Origin of the sequence: Candidatus Chlorobium masyuteum (assembly GCF_011601315.1) — a bacterium.
GTDB lineage: Bacteria > Bacteroidota > Chlorobiia > Chlorobiales > Chlorobiaceae > Chlorobium > Chlorobium masyuteum.
This window is the reverse complement of record NZ_JAAORA010000001.1, coordinates 357,999-375,007: the sequence shown is the minus strand read 5'-3', so window position 1 is coordinate 375,007 and position 17,009 is coordinate 357,999. Positions and strand designations below refer to the sequence as shown.

General features: G+C 51.0%; 18 protein-coding genes. 9 read left to right on the top strand and 9 right to left on the bottom strand.

The annotated features are described in order from the left end of the window. Nucleotides 1-8: 8 nt before the first annotated feature. From G9409_RS01630 to G9409_RS01615, 4 genes are read left to right on the top strand one after another with little or no spacing between them, the layout of a single operon-like run. Nucleotides 9-1,547 carry a hypothetical protein gene (locus G9409_RS01630; RefSeq protein WP_166807138.1) on the top strand — a complete coding sequence of 513 codons (1,539 nt, stop codon included), beginning with the start codon at nucleotides 9-11 and terminating at the stop codon, nucleotides 1,545-1,547. Between the two features lie 13 nt (nucleotides 1,548-1,560). Next, the gene (ligA, locus tag G9409_RS01625; protein ID WP_166807137.1) at nucleotides 1,561-3,585 is read left to right on the top strand and encodes an NAD-dependent DNA ligase LigA; all 2,025 of its coding nucleotides are present in this window, start codon (nucleotides 1,561-1,563) and stop codon (nucleotides 3,583-3,585) included. A gap of 18 nt (nucleotides 3,586-3,603) precedes the next feature. Next, nucleotides 3,604-4,230 (top strand): LOG family protein, encoded by a 627-nt coding sequence (locus G9409_RS01620; RefSeq protein ID WP_166807446.1) that lies wholly within the window; start codon nucleotides 3,604-3,606, stop codon nucleotides 4,228-4,230. A gap of 58 nt (nucleotides 4,231-4,288) precedes the next feature. After that, nucleotides 4,289-4,669 carry a VanZ family protein gene (locus G9409_RS01615; protein WP_235923208.1) on the top strand — a complete coding sequence of 127 codons (381 nt, stop codon included), beginning with the start codon at nucleotides 4,289-4,291 and terminating at the stop codon, nucleotides 4,667-4,669. An 11-nt stretch (nucleotides 4,670-4,680) separates the two neighbouring features. Here G9409_RS01615 and ubiE read toward each other — a convergent pair whose 3' ends face one another. Together ubiE and hisI are read right to left on the bottom strand one after the other, a co-directional pair. Then, nucleotides 4,681-5,430, bottom strand: coding sequence for a bifunctional demethylmenaquinone methyltransferase/2-methoxy-6-polyprenyl-1,4-benzoquinol methylase UbiE (ubiE, locus tag G9409_RS01610; protein ID WP_166807136.1), 750 nt, complete (start codon nucleotides 5,428-5,430; stop codon nucleotides 4,681-4,683). Beyond that, complete coding sequence (gene hisI / locus G9409_RS01605) at nucleotides 5,414-5,827, bottom strand: phosphoribosyl-AMP cyclohydrolase (protein ID WP_166807135.1); 414 nt, start codon at nucleotides 5,825-5,827, stop codon at nucleotides 5,414-5,416. Before hisI ends, ubiE begins: the two co-directional genes overlap by 17 nt. A gap of 164 nt (nucleotides 5,828-5,991) precedes the next feature. Between hisI and G9409_RS01600 the strand changes: the two genes are divergently transcribed. From G9409_RS01600 to G9409_RS01585, 4 genes are all read left to right on the top strand, one after another. After that, on the top strand, nucleotides 5,992-7,074 hold the full coding sequence (locus tag G9409_RS01600) for an efflux RND transporter periplasmic adaptor subunit (RefSeq protein ID WP_166807134.1): 1,083 nt from the start codon (nucleotides 5,992-5,994) through the stop codon (nucleotides 7,072-7,074). An 18-nt stretch (nucleotides 7,075-7,092) separates the two neighbouring features. Next, the gene (locus tag G9409_RS01595) at nucleotides 7,093-8,112 is read left to right on the top strand and encodes a ferrochelatase (protein WP_166807133.1); all 1,020 of its coding nucleotides are present in this window, start codon (nucleotides 7,093-7,095) and stop codon (nucleotides 8,110-8,112) included. 155 nt (nucleotides 8,113-8,267) lie between these two features. Next, entirely contained in the window at nucleotides 8,268-9,110 is an 843-nt protein-coding gene (locus G9409_RS01590; RefSeq protein ID WP_166807132.1) for an NYN domain-containing protein, read from the top strand. A 182-nt stretch (nucleotides 9,111-9,292) separates the two neighbouring features. Continuing rightward, nucleotides 9,293-9,730 (top strand): DUF1499 domain-containing protein, encoded by a 438-nt coding sequence (locus tag G9409_RS01585; RefSeq protein WP_166807131.1) that lies wholly within the window; start codon nucleotides 9,293-9,295, stop codon nucleotides 9,728-9,730. Nucleotides 9,731-9,787: 57 nt separating this feature from the next. On the opposite strand, the gene G9409_RS01580 is transcribed toward G9409_RS01585, so the two are convergent. From G9409_RS01580 to G9409_RS01550, 7 genes are all read right to left on the bottom strand, one after another. Beyond that, nucleotides 9,788-10,510, bottom strand: a complete 723-nt coding sequence (locus G9409_RS01580; protein WP_166807130.1) for an energy-coupling factor ABC transporter ATP-binding protein — start codon at nucleotides 10,508-10,510, stop codon at nucleotides 9,788-9,790. Nucleotides 10,511-10,521: 11 nt separating this feature from the next. Beyond that, nucleotides 10,522-11,283: an energy-coupling factor transporter transmembrane component T gene (locus G9409_RS01575; protein WP_166807444.1), complete on the bottom strand. Its 762-nt coding sequence runs from the start codon at nucleotides 11,281-11,283 to the stop codon at nucleotides 10,522-10,524. Further along, nucleotides 11,283-12,296: an energy-coupling factor ABC transporter permease gene (locus G9409_RS01570; protein ID WP_166807129.1), complete on the bottom strand. Its 1,014-nt coding sequence runs from the start codon at nucleotides 12,294-12,296 to the stop codon at nucleotides 11,283-11,285. Before G9409_RS01570 ends, G9409_RS01575 begins: the two co-directional genes overlap by 1 nt. Nucleotides 12,297-12,398: 102 nt before the next feature. After that, nucleotides 12,399-13,172, bottom strand: coding sequence for a transporter (locus tag G9409_RS01565; protein ID WP_166807128.1), 774 nt, complete (start codon nucleotides 13,170-13,172; stop codon nucleotides 12,399-12,401). Between the two features lie 111 nt (nucleotides 13,173-13,283). Continuing rightward, nucleotides 13,284-13,691, bottom strand: coding sequence for a nickel-responsive transcriptional regulator NikR (gene nikR, locus G9409_RS01560; RefSeq protein ID WP_166807127.1), 408 nt, complete (start codon nucleotides 13,689-13,691; stop codon nucleotides 13,284-13,286). Between the two features lie 61 nt (nucleotides 13,692-13,752). Continuing rightward, nucleotides 13,753-15,177 carry an NADPH-dependent glutamate synthase gene (gene gltA / locus G9409_RS01555; protein ID WP_166807126.1) on the bottom strand — a complete coding sequence of 475 codons (1,425 nt, stop codon included), beginning with the start codon at nucleotides 15,175-15,177 and terminating at the stop codon, nucleotides 13,753-13,755. A gap of 107 nt (nucleotides 15,178-15,284) precedes the next feature. Then, nucleotides 15,285-16,130, bottom strand: coding sequence for a sulfide/dihydroorotate dehydrogenase-like FAD/NAD-binding protein (locus G9409_RS01550; protein ID WP_166807125.1), 846 nt, complete (start codon nucleotides 16,128-16,130; stop codon nucleotides 15,285-15,287). A gap of 159 nt (nucleotides 16,131-16,289) precedes the next feature. On the opposite strand from G9409_RS01550, the gene hisH reads away from it, so the two are divergent. Then, nucleotides 16,290-16,895, top strand: coding sequence for an imidazole glycerol phosphate synthase subunit HisH (gene hisH, locus G9409_RS01545; protein ID WP_166807124.1), 606 nt, complete (start codon nucleotides 16,290-16,292; stop codon nucleotides 16,893-16,895). Nucleotides 16,896-17,009 lie beyond the last annotated feature (114 nt).

Sequence of the window (17,009 nt, the reverse complement as noted above, 5' to 3'; positions counted from 1 at the left end):
CGTATGCTATGCCGTTGTCACTCGATCAAATAAAGCTTACCCATCCCCATCTCCACAGGGCATTTTCATTGCTTGAGGATGGTGAGCAGCATCTTCAGCGGATCAGTGAACTCGACCGGTACTGGTCGCTTGTGAAGCATCCTGTCAGAGAGGTGATTTTGCCTGCAGAGCGACTTCCCGCCGATGCCCGTATAAGCGGTGAATATGATCTGATCTACGCAGGCGGGACACTTGGTCTCCTGCATGCTGCCGTGATGGCAGGAACCTATGGCCGGAAGGTTATGGTTTTTGATCGCCGTCTGCCGGCAAAATCGACACGGGACTGGAATATTTCACGCCAGGAGTTGCTTAATCTCTCCGCAATTGGCCTTTTTACCGAACAGGAGGTTGATTCCGTCATTGTCCGGAGCTACAAAACCGGTTGGGTAGGGTTTTACAAGCCCGACGGCAGTCAGAAGCGGCTCTATATGGAAAATGTGCTTGATTGTGCGGTTGATGCCGACCGGCTGCTCGGCATGGCTGAGGCCAAAGTTCAGGCTTTTCCGGGATGCAGGGTGGTTGCGGAGCGAATGTTTACCGGTTGCTACCGGTTTGATGATCATATTGTTGTCGAGGTTCAGGATAACCAGGGAAAGAGCCTTTTCTACAAGGCGAAGGTGCTGGTTGATGTGATGGGCATTCTCTCTCCCGTTGCCATGCAGTTGAACGAGGGGATGCCCCAGACCCATGTATGCCCGACAGTCGGCACCATTGCAAGCGGTTTTGAAAATGCGGATTTCGATACCGGTGAAATTCTTGTCAGTACCGCGCCGGCCGATACCACTTCGGGAACCGGACGGCAGCTTATCTGGGAAGGGTTCCCTGCCGAAGCAAGGCAGTATATCACCTATCTTTTTTTCTATGATGAGGTTGACTCCCCGAATGATAAATCACTTCTCGGGCTCTTTGAAACCTACTTCCGTACACTGCCGGAGTATAAAAAGCCCGGAAAGGATTTTGCGGTTCACCGCCCGGTTTACGGTATCATTCCCGCCTACTATCATGATGGCTTCAACCGGACCAGAGAGATTGCCGATGACCGGATTATTCTCTTCGGGGATGCCGCTTCACTCGGCTCACCGCTCACCTTCTGCGGCTTTGGATCCATGGTGCGCAACCTTTCGCATCTGACCGCCGACCTTGACCGGGCTCTCAGTGACAACAATCTCTCAAAAAGGCATCTCGAAAAGATCAGCGCCTATGAGCCGAATGTTGCTTCGATGGCCAATCTTATGAAATATATGTGTTTTAACTCCGCCACCGATGAGCCGAACTTTGTCAATGATATGATGAACGAGGTTATGATTGTGCTTGATGAACTGCCCCAGCACTATCGTCAGGCGATGTTTCGTGATGAAATGAAGATCGAGGAGCTCATTCATGTCATGCTTCGTGTGGCCTGGCGATACCCCAGGGTACTGACGGCAACCTGGGAGAAACTCGGTATTCAGGGCTCGCTTGGTTTTCTGAAAAATCTGGCCGGATGGGCCTGGTCTCCAGTCCGATAACCACTTGTCATCAATGACCGATATCATCAGTGCCAGTGAGGAGATTCTGCGGCTTCGCAGAGAGATTGAACGCCACAACCGACTCTATTACCAGGAGGCAAAACCCGAAATCTCCGATTACGATTTTGACCTGCTTCTTGAGCAGCTGGTTGCGTTTGAGCAGCAGTACCCCGATCTTGTAACTCCCGACAGCCCCTCGCAGCGGGTTGGCGGTACCATTACGAAGGAGTTCACGGCTGTCCGGCACCGGGAGCCGATGCTGAGCCTCTCCAACACCTACTCGCTTGAGGAGGTTGAGGAGTTCTGCAACCGGCTGAGAAAGCTTCTTCTGCTTGAAGGGGTGCAGGAGCAGGAGATGGTAGCCGAGTTGAAGTTTGACGGTGTTGCCGTCACGCTTCTCTATCGGGACGCTCTTCTTGTTCAGGGGGCGACACGCGGTGACGGAGTTCAGGGTGACAATATTACGGTCAATCTCAAAACTATCGCCACAATCCCCCTGCGGCTTGAGGGTTCCCTTGCCGGTGATCTTCAGGGGGAGGAGAGGGAGATTGAGGTGCGGGGAGAGGTCTATATGCCGAAGGAGGATTTTGAACGCCTCAACGAAACCCGCCCCGAAGAGGACCGCTTTGCCAACCCCCGCAACGCCACCGCCGGGACTCTCAAGCTTCAGGACTCTGCTGAAGTAGCCCGACGCAGGCTCTCTTTTGTTGCATACTATCTCAAAGGTCTCGGTGATGAAACCGCTTCGCATTTCTCAAGACTGAAGATGCTCGAACGTCTGGGATTTCATACCGGCGGTCACTACCTGCTTTGCAGGGATCAGAGCGACATCAACCGCTTTATTGAAGAGTGGACCGAGAGGCGCTGGAAACTGCCATACGAGACTGATGGTGTGGTGCTGAAGCTCAATGATGTCCGGCTCTGGGATAGGATAGGGGCGACAGCCAAAAGCCCCCGCTGGGCAATTGCCTTCAAGTATCCTGCTCAGCAGGCGGTAACGGAACTGCTTGATGTGCTCTTCCAGGTGGGCCGGCTGGGAACCATCACTCCGGTAGCAGAACTCAAGCCGGTTTTGCTTGCCGGTTCAACCGTATCCCGCTCCACCCTGCATAACTTCGATGAGATTGAACGGCTCGGTCTTATGGTGCATGACCGTGTGGTTATCGAGAAAGCCGGAGAGGTGATACCAAAGGTGATCAGTGTCGTTCTTGCGGAGCGCCCGGTAGAGGCGGAGCCGATTGCCGTTCCTGTTGTCTGTCCGGAGTGCAATACCCCTCTTGAAAAGCCTGAGAACGAGGTGAGCTGGTACTGCCCCAATGAAGCGGAGTGTCCGGCTCAAATCAGGGGAAGGCTGCTTCACTTTGCTTCGCGCAACGCCATGGATATCAAGACACTCGGCAAGGCGCTGGTCGATCAGCTGGTCGGTATGAAGCTTGTCCGCGATGTGGGTGATCTCTATCTGCTCCAGGAGCCGCAACTTGAAAATCTGGAGCGCATGGGCCGCAAGTCCGCGCAGAATCTGGTTCGGGCTCTTGCAGAGAGCCGTGAAAAAAGCTATGAGAGGCTGCTCTACGCACTCGGTATCCGTCATGTCGGTCGTGCAACCGCCCGTGAGCTATCGGGTGCATACCCTTCGCTTGATCTCCTTCGGCAGGCCGGTGAGGAGGAGCTTGCAACGGTGCCCGATGTCGGTCCGATTGTGGCACGCAGCATCGTTGACTTTTTTGCAAAGCCTTCATCGGCTGCCCTCTTTGAAACGCTGCGTGATGCGGGAGTTCAGGTAAGTGCGGCAGGAAAGCACGAGCAGGTCAACCGGAATTTTGAGGGCATCAGCGTTATTTTTACCGGCGGGCTTGAGCGTTATGACCGTCAGAAAGCCTCCGAACTGGTGATTGAGCGGGGTGGCCGGGTGGTCGGTTCGGTCAGTAAAAAAACCGGCCTTGTTGTTGCGGGCCATGATCCCGGCAGCAAGCTTGAAAAGGCTTTGAAGCTCGGGGTGAGGGTGGTTACAGAGGATGAATTTGATGCGATGTTATAAATCTGATCCAGTATGGCAATGACACCACATTACCGGGTGGCGATCTTCGGGTCTGCAAGACTTCATGAGGGAGAGCGGGATTATCAGGATGTTTTTTCGATAGCCAGAGGGCTGGCTGAAGAGGGGTTTGATATTGTTACCGGGGGTGGACCCGGGCTGATGCAGGCGGCAAATGCAGGTTCCCGAAGCGCCCGGTCAGAGAGCCGCTCAATAGGGCTGAACATCCGGCTTCCGCGTGAGCAGGAGCCGAATCCGTTTCTCGACATCAAGCAGGAGTTTCCCCTTTTCAGCAGCCGGCTTGACAACTTTATGGCGCTCTCAGATGCTGTAGTGGTTGCCCCCGGTGGAATCGGTACACTGCTTGAGCTCTTTTACGCATGGCAGCTTGTCCAGGTGGAACGAATCTGCGAAACGCCTATCATTCTTTATGGTGCGATCTGGACTAACCTTCTGAGCTGGCTGAAGCTTGAGGTGATGGAGCGCGGGCTTTTCAGCAAGGGCGATATGCACATGATTTTTCATGTGATGGAGCCGGAGCAGGTGGTAGAGCTGATTAAAAAAATCCATAGAGATCGCTTCAAGCAGGAGCATGCATGCAGGAACTTCTCGAAATATCGCAATGAGCTTAAGGCAGAAAATCAGTAACCATGCCGTTCCGTGATGCAATCTAAGCGCGGAATAAATTATTTGGAAGTGCCCTGATATGAAAGAGAAAAAACGGTATATGATGCTCCTCTCCCGGCTGATGCTGACCGCTGCGGTGGCACTTATAAGCTTGCAGGCAACGGTTCGGAGCGGAGTGAACCTGCATGTCGAAAACGGTGACAAGCTGCTTCATTTTCTGGCCTTTGCTGTGCTTGCCGTGCTTGTGGATTTTGCTTTTCCGAAGAGCCGCTTCGGGGTGTTCAAGATCATACCGCTCATTCTTTATGGCCTTGCCATTGAGTATGTGCAGTCATTTCTGCCCTACCGATCGGCCTCTCTGGCCGATCTGCTTGTCGATATTGTCGGTATAGGCAGTTACCTTGTTTCCATTCCGATGCTTCAGCGTCTCCCTCTGCTTCAGGCTCGATGGGCGGTGTGATTTAAAATCTCTTATTTCCGCGCAACGTAGAGAATCGAGGTTTCAAAGGTCATGGGGAAATAGTCCGCCTTGCTGAATCCTGCTTTGCACAGGATTGCAGTGAATGCTTCAGCCTGTGGAAACTTTTCAACCGAGTGGGGCAGGTAGTCATAGGCAAAGGTGGATTTGCTGAACAGACCCGCGATTTTCGGCAGTACCTTCTTGAAGTAGATGAGATAAAGCTTTTTCATCACGTCGTTTCTCGGTATCATCGGCTCAATAATGAGGGTGTGGCCCCCCGGTTTGAGCACCCGGTGGAACTCCTGCATTCCCTTTTCAAGGTCTTCAAAGTTTCTTACGCCGAACCCTGCGCTGACTATATCGAAACTTGCATCATTGAAGGGCAGTTTTTCTGCATACCCCTCAAGAAACGTTATCTCCGGGTATTTTTTTCTTGCGAGCACCAGCATTTCAGGTGAAAGATCAAGTGCCGTAACTTTTGCCCCCGCTATTTTTGCCATGGAGGCAGCCAGGTCACCGGTTCCGGTGGCAACATCAAGAATTCGAGGCAGAGGAGTGTTCTGCAACAGTTTTTTTGCCCTGCCGGTGGCGTTTGCCCTCCAGTAATTGTCTATTCCGAGGCTCAAGAGGTGATTTAAAAAATCATAGGTCGGAGCAACCTCATCAAACATCTGCTGAATCGAGGCTCTCGATTTGGTCCGGTTCAGGGATTTGGCGTTCTCTTTGGATTGATTTGCCATTGGTTCAGCTTTTTTTACCATAAACCTCTTCCGGATTGAACATCAGCGTATCGCAGATATCCATGGTCATATCACGGTTTGCCTTGCGATAAAAGCATGAGTGGTAGCCAACGTGGCAGGCACCACCTGTCTGGGATACTTTCAGGAGCAGGGTATCGCCATCGCAGTCGATAAGAATATCATGAACATCCTGCATGTTGCCGGATGATTCCCCTTTCAGCCAGAGCTCCTTGCGGCTTCGGCTCCAGTAGCAGGCTTTCTTTCTGTCGAAGGTCATTTGAAGGCTTTCGCGGTTCATCCATGCCATCATGAGAACCTTGCCGGTTTCATGATCCTGGACAATTGCCGGTACCAGTCCTTTTTCATCGAACTTTACGGTGTCAAGAAAGCTTTTCCTGTTATCTTGATTATCGCCCATTGATACTGTAGATTAAGTGTTTTTTATACCCCGGCCCCTTTTTTGGCGGCAGGAATCGAAAATGTTTTTAAAGATTGATAAAATTATGGAAAAACCAAGGTCGGAATGGAGAAATAGTGCAAAACATGTAACTTCCCAAAGCTGAATTATCCAGATATGTATCCATGAAGACCTTACAGAAAGTTTTTCCGAAATATTCCATAGCCCTTGGTGTTCTGTTTGTTATTACGGTGTTTTTTTTGATTACAAGGGGAAATACCGTTGATATTGAGGCCGGAGAGGTGACCAATGCTGAACTTGTCCAGGCGATCTATGCTACAGGGTTTGTGGAGGCGGAGTCGATAGCCAACCTCAATACAGAGTTTTCCGGAACCGTCAGTTATATTGGCGCAAAGGAGGGCGAGCCGGTCAAAAGAGGCCAGAACATCATCTCCTTCAGCAGTCCACAGCCCCAGTTTGCCGTCAGTGAAGCGCGTTCATCAGTTGCCGAGCAGGATGCCCAGGCACGGGAGAGCAGAGCGCAACTGAAGAGAAAGAAAAATCTCTACCATGAAGGGGCGATCTCCCGCCAGGATCTTGATGAAGCCGAAAAGAAGAGCGTTCAGGCTGATGAGCTGCTTCAGCAGAAGGCATTACAGTTGAAGATGCGCCAGGATGATCTCAACAAGCTCTCAGTGAAGGCTCCTTTCGACGGGGTACTGACCTTGCAGAACGTCAAAGAGGGTGATTACATCCCCGTTGGTACGCTTGTGGCCAGGGTGGTTGATCCTGCGGGCTATCTGATCAATGTGGAGGTCGATGAACTTGATATCCCCCGTATCCGCAATGGTCAGAAGGCCACGGTTGTCTTTGATGCCTACCCTGATCAGCGGCTTTCAGCAGTTGTTTCGCGCATTGTGCCGCAGACGGACAAAATTACGAAAACCTCAAAGATCTATCTGACCATTGACAAGCCGGCGGGTACTATTCAGTCCGGTATGACTGCGACAGCAAACATCATCTACAACGTAAAGCAAAATGCCCTGCTGGTCAGAAAAAGTTCGGTTTTTGAAGAAAACCATCAGAACTACGTCTGGAAAATCGAAAAGGGACGCCTGAAAAAGCAGCCGATTCGCCAGGGAGCCAGTGACCTGACCTTTGTTGAAGTTCTGCTGGGGCTTAAAAAAGGGGATAAAGTGGTTCTTGTTCCCGACAAGGGACTTCATGAAGGGATGGATGTCAGAATTGTTCGAGCCGGGAAATCCTGAGATACTGATTGTCACCGAATGCCGTCAAAAGAGAAAATAGCCGTTATTCTTGCCGCTCATGGTGAGGCAGAGACCAACCTTTTCAAGGAAAACTATCGCGTAACCCGTCAAACACTTGCTCACGCATCTCTTGTGATGCCGATTCCAGCTCTTTTGCAACGCACGATAGCCGTATCCTCTTCGCTTAAAAAAATTATTCGTGCCCGTACCGATCCCCGCTCTTCTCCCCAAAACCGGATTACCCGAGAGCAGGCCGCAGCCCTGCAGCACTATCTGGATGCATCTGCATTTCAGGATCTTCCGGATTTTGAGGTGCATGCTGCTTTTTCAGCCTCACCGCCCTATGCAGAGAGCGTCATTGAAGAGACACGTGACTGTTCCGGGCAGATAATTATCTCAATGGCACCTGTTGACTCAAGCCTTTCCTGCGGTCTGCTCTGTTCCTGGTTGAAATCTTCGCGCAGCCCGGGGGAGCTCGGAAACGTCAGAGTGTTAAGCAGGTTCTGGGCGGATGAGCAGCTGCACAGGCTTTATCTTGATCACCTGTTTCAATCCGGCGGTGACAAGCCGAAAGATCAACCGGTTCTGAGGGATGAAGGGCGGCTTCTGCTGCTTCTTTTTCACGGTACACTGGTTAGTAACGAAAACGGTGAAGTTCCTCCGTTTCGGACCGGCCTTGAAGGTACCCTCGGTTTTGCCGAACGGCTCGGAAATCTGATTCCCGGTGACAGCCGCAATCCATACGGCAGGATCATGACGGTATACCTCAATCATGATGTTGGCGGAACCTGGACCACCCCCTCTTTTTCTGAAATCTGTGCGCAGCTTCAAAAAGAGAGCTCTTTACGTGTTGATCTTTTTGCCTGCGGATATTTTTCCGACGGAAATGAGACCATTCGCCGTGCTGATGAGCTCAGATCCTCAACGTCGGTACAAGATGCTGTACTTATTCCCTGCCTCAACACTGCCCCCGAGTTTATAGCATATCTTGGTGATCGCGTGATCCGGGCGGCAAGGCAGATAACCCGGTTACGCTAACCCTCTCCGGCTTTCAGCACCGGGCGCTCTTGACCAATGGTGCCTTTACTTGCACTTCTTCCAAAGATCGGACTGAATGGTTAACACCCCGCAGTTGTTTCAATAGTTGGAGCGGATGCATATTGATGCTGAAAAAATGAAGAGGAGCTGACATTATGGGTCGAGCAGCTGTTTTTATTGACGGCGCAAATCTGTTTTATACGCAGCGCCATCTCGGTTGGCAGATAGATTTTTCCCGGCTGATGGCTTTTTTTATGACAGGATATGCTTCGGTAGAAGCCAATTACTATGTACCGGCATCCGAGCCGGTATCGGAAGAAAATGCGGCATTTACAAGGGTACTGACTGCCCATGGTTTCCGGATCATCTCCAAACCGGTCAAAAAAATTGTCAACAAGGAGACCGGAGAGGTTATCATGAAGGGCAATCTTGATGTCGAGCTTGTTGTCGATGCTTTAATCGGCAGTGAACGCTATGATACCTTTATGCTTTTCAGTGGCGACAGTGATTTTCTTCCTCTGCTCAGAGCCCTGAAAGAGAAGGGAAAAGAGGTTATTGTTTACTCCACCCAGGGACTCAGTGCAAGGGAGCTGCTTGCAGAACCAAATGTGACCTATTTTGACCTTTCACTGCTCAGAGATCGTATCGGGCACCTGCGCAGCGGAGATACTCCTCGTGCTGATTCCGCTTCAACCCTTGCTCATGCCGGGTTTCCGGCTCGACTGCCCGATGTCGGGGAGCATTTTACCGGCACAGTCCTGAAGGTGAAGCCCTACGGAGTTTTTTTGAGCAACCCCTACCATGTCAAATGTCTTCTCCCGCTGAGTTTTCTCGGGGTTAGCCACTATATCAGGGATTTAACGGCGATTGTGCGGATGAGTGATGTTTTTGAGGTGACGGTTTTCCATGTGAATAAAGCAAAGGAGATTCCTGAAATCACCGTCAAGCTCATCGATAACGTGATGGTTGAAGAACTCTCTTCGCGCATTGCGGGTTGAAGAGGAAGAGAGTGGAGATCAGTGGACGAAGAAAAGGGTGGACAGAAGTGGACACGGTGGACAAGATTAAGAGATTTTGGATTGAAGCTGTTGGGGCAACCCTGTGTGTTTGCCCTGCTCTTCGTCGTTGCTCTCCCTGATCGCCTTTATATCCTTTTCTTAATAAAAAAACGGAGCATACTATGAGTGATATTTTCAGTGATGCAATCGGGGCGGTAACCGCTCAGCTCTCCGGGTTATGGCCGCAGCCCGAGGTGAGCCCTCAGCTTGTGAATGGAAAGCTCAGGCCTTGCCCCCCGACACCAAACTGTGTAAGCAGTGAGAGCAGCGACCTGGTTCACCGTATCGACCCGCTGCCATTTTCGGGGTCACCTGAAGAGGCTATGGCGCGCTTGAAAAAAGTGGTTAAGGAAAAAGGCGGAACCGTGCAGCACGAAGAGCATTGGTATATCTGGTCGATATTTACGGTACCGGTGTTCGGCTTTATCGATGATGTCGAGTTCAGGCTGAGCCCGGAAGAGCGTGTTATTCATCTACGCTCTTCGTCAAGGCTCGGATTTTCCGATCTCGGTGTAAATCGCGCAAGGGTCGAAGAGCTGAGGAAAGCCTTTCAGAGATGATTTTGAATCTTAGATTATGAATTTTGCATTGGCAATCCAAAATCAAACATTCAAAATTCATAATCCCTGCAAGCGCAGCGGAAGCTCGAGATTGTTGGCTTCAAGCAGCGTTCTGTTGGAGAGAATTTCTCTCGTCGGACCGTCGGCAGCAATGCATCCGTTGTTCATGATGCATACCCGTTCGCAGGTGTCCCAGATAAAATCGAGGTCATGTGATACCGTGATTTTTGTTATTCCAAGCGAATTTACCAGGTTGATCAGTTTTCTCCGGTTTTTTGGATCAAGATCCGACGTCGGTTCATCCATGACAATCACATCCGGCTTCATGACCAGTACGGTGGCAAAGGAGGCAAAGCGCTTTTGACCCTGCGAGAGGTGTGCCGGAGGTTTATCGCGCAGCTCCCAGAGATTCAGTTCCCGGAGCACCTCTTCAGCCAGGATGGCGATATCCCTGCGATTCATGCCGAGATTCTCCGGTCCGAAGGCCACATCATCGTAAAGCCTTGCCGTAAAGAGCTGGTCATCGGGATTCTGAAAAAGCAGGCCAACCATTTTATGGATCCGGTCAAGATTTTTCCTGCTCACCCTGACGCCTCCAATTGAAATGGAACCCTCCATGGGCATGTAGTAACCGTTCAGGTGATTGACCAGTGTCGATTTTCCGGCTCCGTTTGCTCCCACAATACCGACAGCGCTCCCTTCGGTTATGGCAAGGTTGACGTTGTCAATTGCTTTTGTTCCGTCAGGCCAGGAGAAAGAGAGCCTTTCAATGAAGATCATTTTGCTGATAATTAAAAGATCAGGCGCAGCGCAAGGAAGCAGAGCGTCCAGAGTCCAACTGTTTTCCACTCTCCAGGGCTCATGTTTTCAGCCGAACGGTTTACCAGTCGTCCATCGAAACCCCTTGCACTCATGCTGCGGTAAAGCCTTTCGGCACGGTTTGTCGTTCTTAACAGCAATGATCCAAGGAGAGGAGCTGTTCGAAAGAGTCCTTTTCCTCTCCTGCCGAACGAGCGGATATCCCTTGCCTTCTGCATAGCCTGAGCCTCTTCATGCAACACGGAGCGGTAACGGTCGAGCAGTATCAGCTGTGTTATCAGGACATCGGGAACTTGAAGCGCTTCAAGGGCGCGGCAGATCCGGTAAAACGGAATGCAGAGGGTAACGGAAAGCAATCCTGCTACAGAAATAATGGTTTTTGCTACGATCACTGTTCCGGAAATCATCCCTCCGCTGATGGGTATTTTCCCGATCAGCATGACGGGGTTTCGGTCCAGAAAGAGGTTTCCGGCAGCCATAAAAAGTACGAAGGGCGAGATGAAAAGCAGCCGTTTCACTATCGCTCCAGCCTGAAGCTTTGCTGCGCTTATGAGAAAAAGCGGAAAGGTCCCGAATGCAATGACTCCCGTGATGTTGAATTTTGGAACCGAAAGCAGAGAGAGAACAAAGAGAGCGGTCACCAGAAGAGCAGAGCGGTCACTACCGAGGAATGGAGAGAGCGGAGTTGCTGTTTTACGCTCAGCAGGAGCAATGGAAGGGAGCCGGGAGTGCATCACAGGTGTTCCGCTTCCGTTCGTTTTCTGCCCAGTATAAGACCAGCGGTACCGGCAGCAGCAAGGGCAGAGAGAGAGCCGACGATCCCGGAGAGAGTGGAGCCTGGATTGACGGGTGATTCTTTGCCCGTGAGGGATTCCGGGGCGGATTTGAAGTCGTAATCAGGCAGAAATGCGATCTTTTCTTGAAAAGCAGCCAGAGCTTGATGCAGAGGTTCGCCTTCCGGTCTTAGCTCTTTGGAGCCCGATACTTTCGCTATTGACCATTCAAGACCGTCGGGTTGCGGTGAGGCAAACCAGGAGAGTACCCCTCCGACGAGGAGCGCAAGAACGGCAAAGAGTGCCAAAGCAGCACGGGGATGAATGGCTGTTTTTGCGGAAATAAGCAGTGCCGGTTCGGTGCGCGCAATGAAAACGAGTACTCCCCAGGTTACCAGACCTTCGACCATACCGATAGCCAGATGGATCGGCAGCATGAAGAGGGCAAATGTGCGGAACGGCAGTTCTGTTATGCCTGAAAGGAGTGTTTGCAGCACAACAAAGAGTGCTCCCGTCAAAAGAGCCGCGGTGGCGGCCGTCATGCTGGCGGCAGCAAGTTTACCCGGAGATGCAGCGCCTTTTGCTATGACTCGATAAATAAAAGGAAAGGCAATAAAAGCAGGAACAAAGGCCAGGTTGAAAATATTGGAGCCCAGAGCCAAAAGACCGCCGTCAGCAAAAAAGAGGCACTGAATGATGAGTACCGAGGTAAGTGTTATAAATGCCCGGTATGGACCGAGCAATACGGCAAGAAGCAGGCCTCCGCCAAGGTGTCCGCTGGAACCAGTGCCCGGAATGGTGAAGTTGATCATCTGTGCTGCAAAAACAAATGCGCCGAGTACTCCCATGAGCGCTGTTTTGCCGTTGTCGTTCTCTTCTTTGATTTTTTTTGCCGAATAGCCGATGAGCGCCCCGCTTGCCATCCAGAATGTGCCGCCGACAACAGGAGAGAGGAGTGCGTCAGACATGTGCATGTAGATATCTCATCTGGTTTGTTAAGCTTCGTGCCATGAAATTAATACTTGTGTCACCAAAATGCAATCCGGTGGTATTGCTTACCCTCTGATTTCCGTCAGTCAAAACCGGGATGCAAGCCCTACAAGAAAAGTCCTGTCGGTTTCCGCCTTATTGAGCGCGCATTTCAGGCCAAGGTCAAGATCAAGATTTTCTGAAACAGCGTAAATCACTCCTCCAAGAAGGAATGCCGGATGTGTTGCTGATCCCTTCTCTTCATTCGTTTCAATGCCGGTGTTCAGAACGGCCCGAAGATCTCCCATGACATTGATTTCGGTTGCGACCGATGCATGCCAGATATTGTTTCTTGTGTTGTCGTCATCGGTTTCATTGCGGCTGTAGCCAAGATTGCAGTGCAGGGCTCCGAGCCGGCCTTCACGGGTTGCCATCAGTGTCAGGCTCTCACTGCGCGCTCCGCTTCCAAGCCCTTTCTCTGCATTGCCGGTCGGAAGCGAAAAGCCCGGTTTCAATGCAAGGCGTAAGCCGGTTGTCTCATCTTCAAGAAAACGCCATTTCATTTCGATTGTCATATCCCCGATGCCGCGTTCATCCTGTGCTGTACTACCATTCACGCTAATCAAAAGCCACTTTTGGGGCAGAGCTGCGATCAGATCAATATTGTCGGCAACTCCGAAGGAGAGAGCGGTATTTGCATCGGTGCTCTGTTCTTTTTCTGTGCCGCCGTTCCGGTTGTCGGCAGCGAAACCCGTGTTGATTTCAATCTGGAATTTCCCTCTGCCCTGGGTATCGGTATCATCGGTGATGAGCGGATGCGCGGCGTAGGCATTTGCGGAAAGCAGCAGCAGGAGAAAAAAAGAAACGGTTATTTTCAGCATGATTGTCGGAGGATGGAATGTTGATCTCCATTGCAGCGTCGGCCATAGCACTAAAATAATAATCGTGTTACGGTTTTCCAAAAAAAACCTTTACGCTTCACTATCGTATAGTCAGTCAGTCGATGAAGAGATGCTCAGGCTGAGATGCTTTACTCCGACCTGTACCTTGAGTGTTGTGGCAAGTTTTTCAACATCCGCAGCCCTACCTTTTACCGCAATAATTTCAAGGCAGTGATGATGATCAAGGTGAACGTGCTGGGTAGAGATGATGGTCTCCTGAAAGTCATGCTGGATGTCAAGCAGAAGATTGACCAGTTCACGTTTGTGATGGTCATAGGTCATGACAATGGCGCCGGCAACCGTGCCTCCTTCGGTCCACTGTTTTCTTATGAGCTCTTCACGGATAAGATCTCTGAGTGCTTCAGAGCGGCTTTTATAGTGCTGTGCCTCAATATGGCGGTCGAACGTGTCGATCAGTGCTTTTTCAAGGGAGACACCGAATCTGTAGAGTTCGCTCATTGGGGATTGGTGTGTTGGTGGACAAAATGGAGCGGAGGCTTCTCCGCTCCCCTTTGCGTGTTTATCGGGTCAGCTTTTCGTGAATTGCTTTGGCGGCAGTCCGTCCTGCACCCATGGCAAGGATGACGGTTGCTCCCCCGGTTACAATGTCTCCGCCGGCGTAGACACTCTCCTTGGAGGTTGCCATCGTGTTGATATCGACCACAATGGTATCGCGCTTGCTGACCGCTATATCCGGTGTTGTCTGGTTGATCAGCGGATTGGAACCATTGCCGATCGAGATAATTGCCATATCAATCGGGAGAATAAACTCGGAATCCTTTATCGGCACCGGTTTACGACGTCCGGATTCGTCCGGCTCTCCCAGTTCCATTTTCAGGCATTTTGCACCGGTAAGCCACTGCGCCTCATTGCCGATAAATTCAAGAGGATTCATGAGAAGCAGGAACTCTATGCCCTCTTCGCGTGCATGATGAATCTCCTCCTTTCGGGCGGGCATTTCTGCTTCCGAGCGGCGGTAGACGATATAGGCATGCTCAGCCCCGAGACGTTTGGCTGTGCGTACGGCATCCATGGCGGTATTTCCGCCTCCGAACACGGCAACATTTTTCCCTTTGCAGTTGAATACCGGGGTGTCATTGTCGGGGAACTGATAGGACTTCATCAGGTTGACCCTGGTGAGGAACTCATTGGCGGAATAGACCCCGAGCAGATTTTCACCGGGAATACCCATAAACCAGGGGAGACCTGCACCGACGCCGATAAATATTGCATCAAAGTCCTCCTCTTTGAGGAGCTCGTCAATGGTAACGGTCCGGCCTGCAACGGTATTGGTTACAAAATTGACACCGAGTTTTTTCAGCCCTTCAAGTTCACCCTGAACGATGGTTTTGGGAAGGCGGAATTCAGGAATGCCATACATCAGAACACCGCCAAGTTCATGCAGCGCTTCAAAAACCGTCACGGCATGGCCCAGCTGTATAAGGTCATTGGCACAGCTCAGGCCGGCAGGTCCGCTTCCGATAACGGCTACTTTTTTTCCGGTTGATGGTTGTACTTTCGGCAGCTCCACACTTCCGCTCTCACGCTCGTAATCGGCCGCGAAGCGTTCAAGGTTGCCGATGGCGACAGGTTTGTTTTTTCTGCCGACCACGCACTCTTTTTCACACTGGTCCTCCTGGGGGCAGACTCTGCCGCAGATAGCCGGCAGGACATTGTCCTCCTTGATCTTTCGGGCTGCGCCGGTGAAATCACCCTCGGCGATCAGTTTGATGAACTGATCAATCTTGATGTTGACGGGGCACCCCTTGATGCAGGGGGCATCCTTGCACTGAATACATCGAAGCGCCTCCTCTTGAGCCAGTTCAGCGGTATAGCCAAGATTGACCTCCATGAAGTTCTTGTTGCGAACGTCAGGATTCTGCGCCGGCATCTCCTGACGGGGGATTGCCATGCGTTCTTTTTTTGTGATATGCTGTGCGTCCATAGTAATCCTTTTGAAAAAAAAAGAGTTTGTTGATACTGCTATAGCTCTCCCTTCATGACAAGGGGAGTTACTTTTCAGGCCAATAAAACGGGATGAACGGTTTGAAGTCAGCCCAGCTTGTTGAGATTGCACTGGTGGGCAAAGGTCTCGGCCGACTGCTTCTCTTCCGGCAGGTAGAGTTTGTTGCGGTCAGTAAGATTTTTAAAATCAACCTGATGTGCGTCGAATTCGGGGCCGTCAACACAGGCAAATTTGATCTCGTTGCCCACGGTAACCCTGCAGCCGCCGCACATGCCGGTGCCGTCAACCATAATAGGGTTAAGGCTCACCATGGTCTTGATGTTGTAGGGGCGGGTCACTTCAGCAATCGCCCGCATCATCGGAATCGGGCCTATAGCAAGTACGTAATCAATTTTTTTACCCGAGTCAATAAGCTGCTGGAGTTTCTGGGTGACAAAGCCGTGAAAGCCGTATGAGCCGTCATCGGTTGTAATGTATGCTTCATCACTGACCGCATTCATCTCATCTTCAAGGATAACCAGATCTTTTGATCGTGCACCGTTGATGGTGATGACATAATTGCCGCCCTCCTTGAGTGCTACAGCCGTCGGATAGGCAATGGCGGTGCCTACACCTCCGCCGATGCTGACGGCAGTACCGAATTTCTCGATATGCGACGGTGTGCCGAGTGGTCCGACGATATCACTGATGGTATCTCCAGCCTCTTTGCTGTTCAGCTCTTTTGTGGATTTACCCATTCCCTGGACAATGATGGTAATGGTTCCTTTTTCAGGATCAGATCCCGCAATGGTAAGAGGCACTCTTTCACCGGTCTGGCCGACCCTGATCATGACGAACTGGCCGGCTTTTCTTTTTTTGGCGATCCGAGGGGCCTCAATTTCAATTTTTTTGATATTTTCCGCTAAAAAAACTGAGGAGATGATTTTATACATTGGCTCTTCGATTTCGTATGATAGTGGAGACTTTTCGGTAAGGTGCAAAAGTTTTTATTATAAGAATTAAATACACAATAAAAAAATCATGCAGAAGGGGGAAGCCGTGCAGTTGCGGCTGTTTGTCTGCATATTGCGAGTAATCTTAACGTTTTTTTCATGCTCTTTATTGCTGATTATGGTGCAGGTAACCTTCGTTCTGTCCAGAAGGCATTTGATTTTCTCGGAGTCAGGGCCATGGTCAGCAGCGATCCGCGGAAGCTCGCCGGCTGCAGCAAGGTTGTTCTGCCCGGTGTCGGTGCGTTTGGCCAGGCGATAGAGACGCTCAACAGGAGCGGTTTCAGTGAGGCAATTCTGGAGCATGTCGACAAAGGGGGTCAGCTTCTCGGCATCTGCCTGGGTATGCAGCTTCTTCTTTCAGACAGTGAGGAGATGGGGGCCTACAGGGGATTGAACCTTGTGCCCGGAAACGTGCTGCATTTCAGGAGCGAAACCGATAAAATTCCCCAGATTGGATGGAACTCTGTTGATCAGCAGAAGGAGAGTGTGCTGTTCCGGGGAGTTGCGGACCACACCTTTTTCTACTTTGTCCACTCGTTCTACTGCCAGCCGGAAGATGGTGATTCAATTGCCGCGACGACCTGGTTTGCAGGAAAAAATTTTTGTTCGGCGATTGAAAAAAATGGTATTTTTGCAGTTCAGTTTCATCCGGAAAAAAGTTCCGATGCAGGCTTGCAGGTGCTGAAAAACTTTGCCGAATGCTAACACAGTTTTTTGATTCTTTCCTGGGCACATCTATCCCTGGTCGTGAGTCCCGACCCGGACGGGATGCGAGGCGGATGGAGCCCCGATTCCGATGAAATCGCGGAACAAATTAAT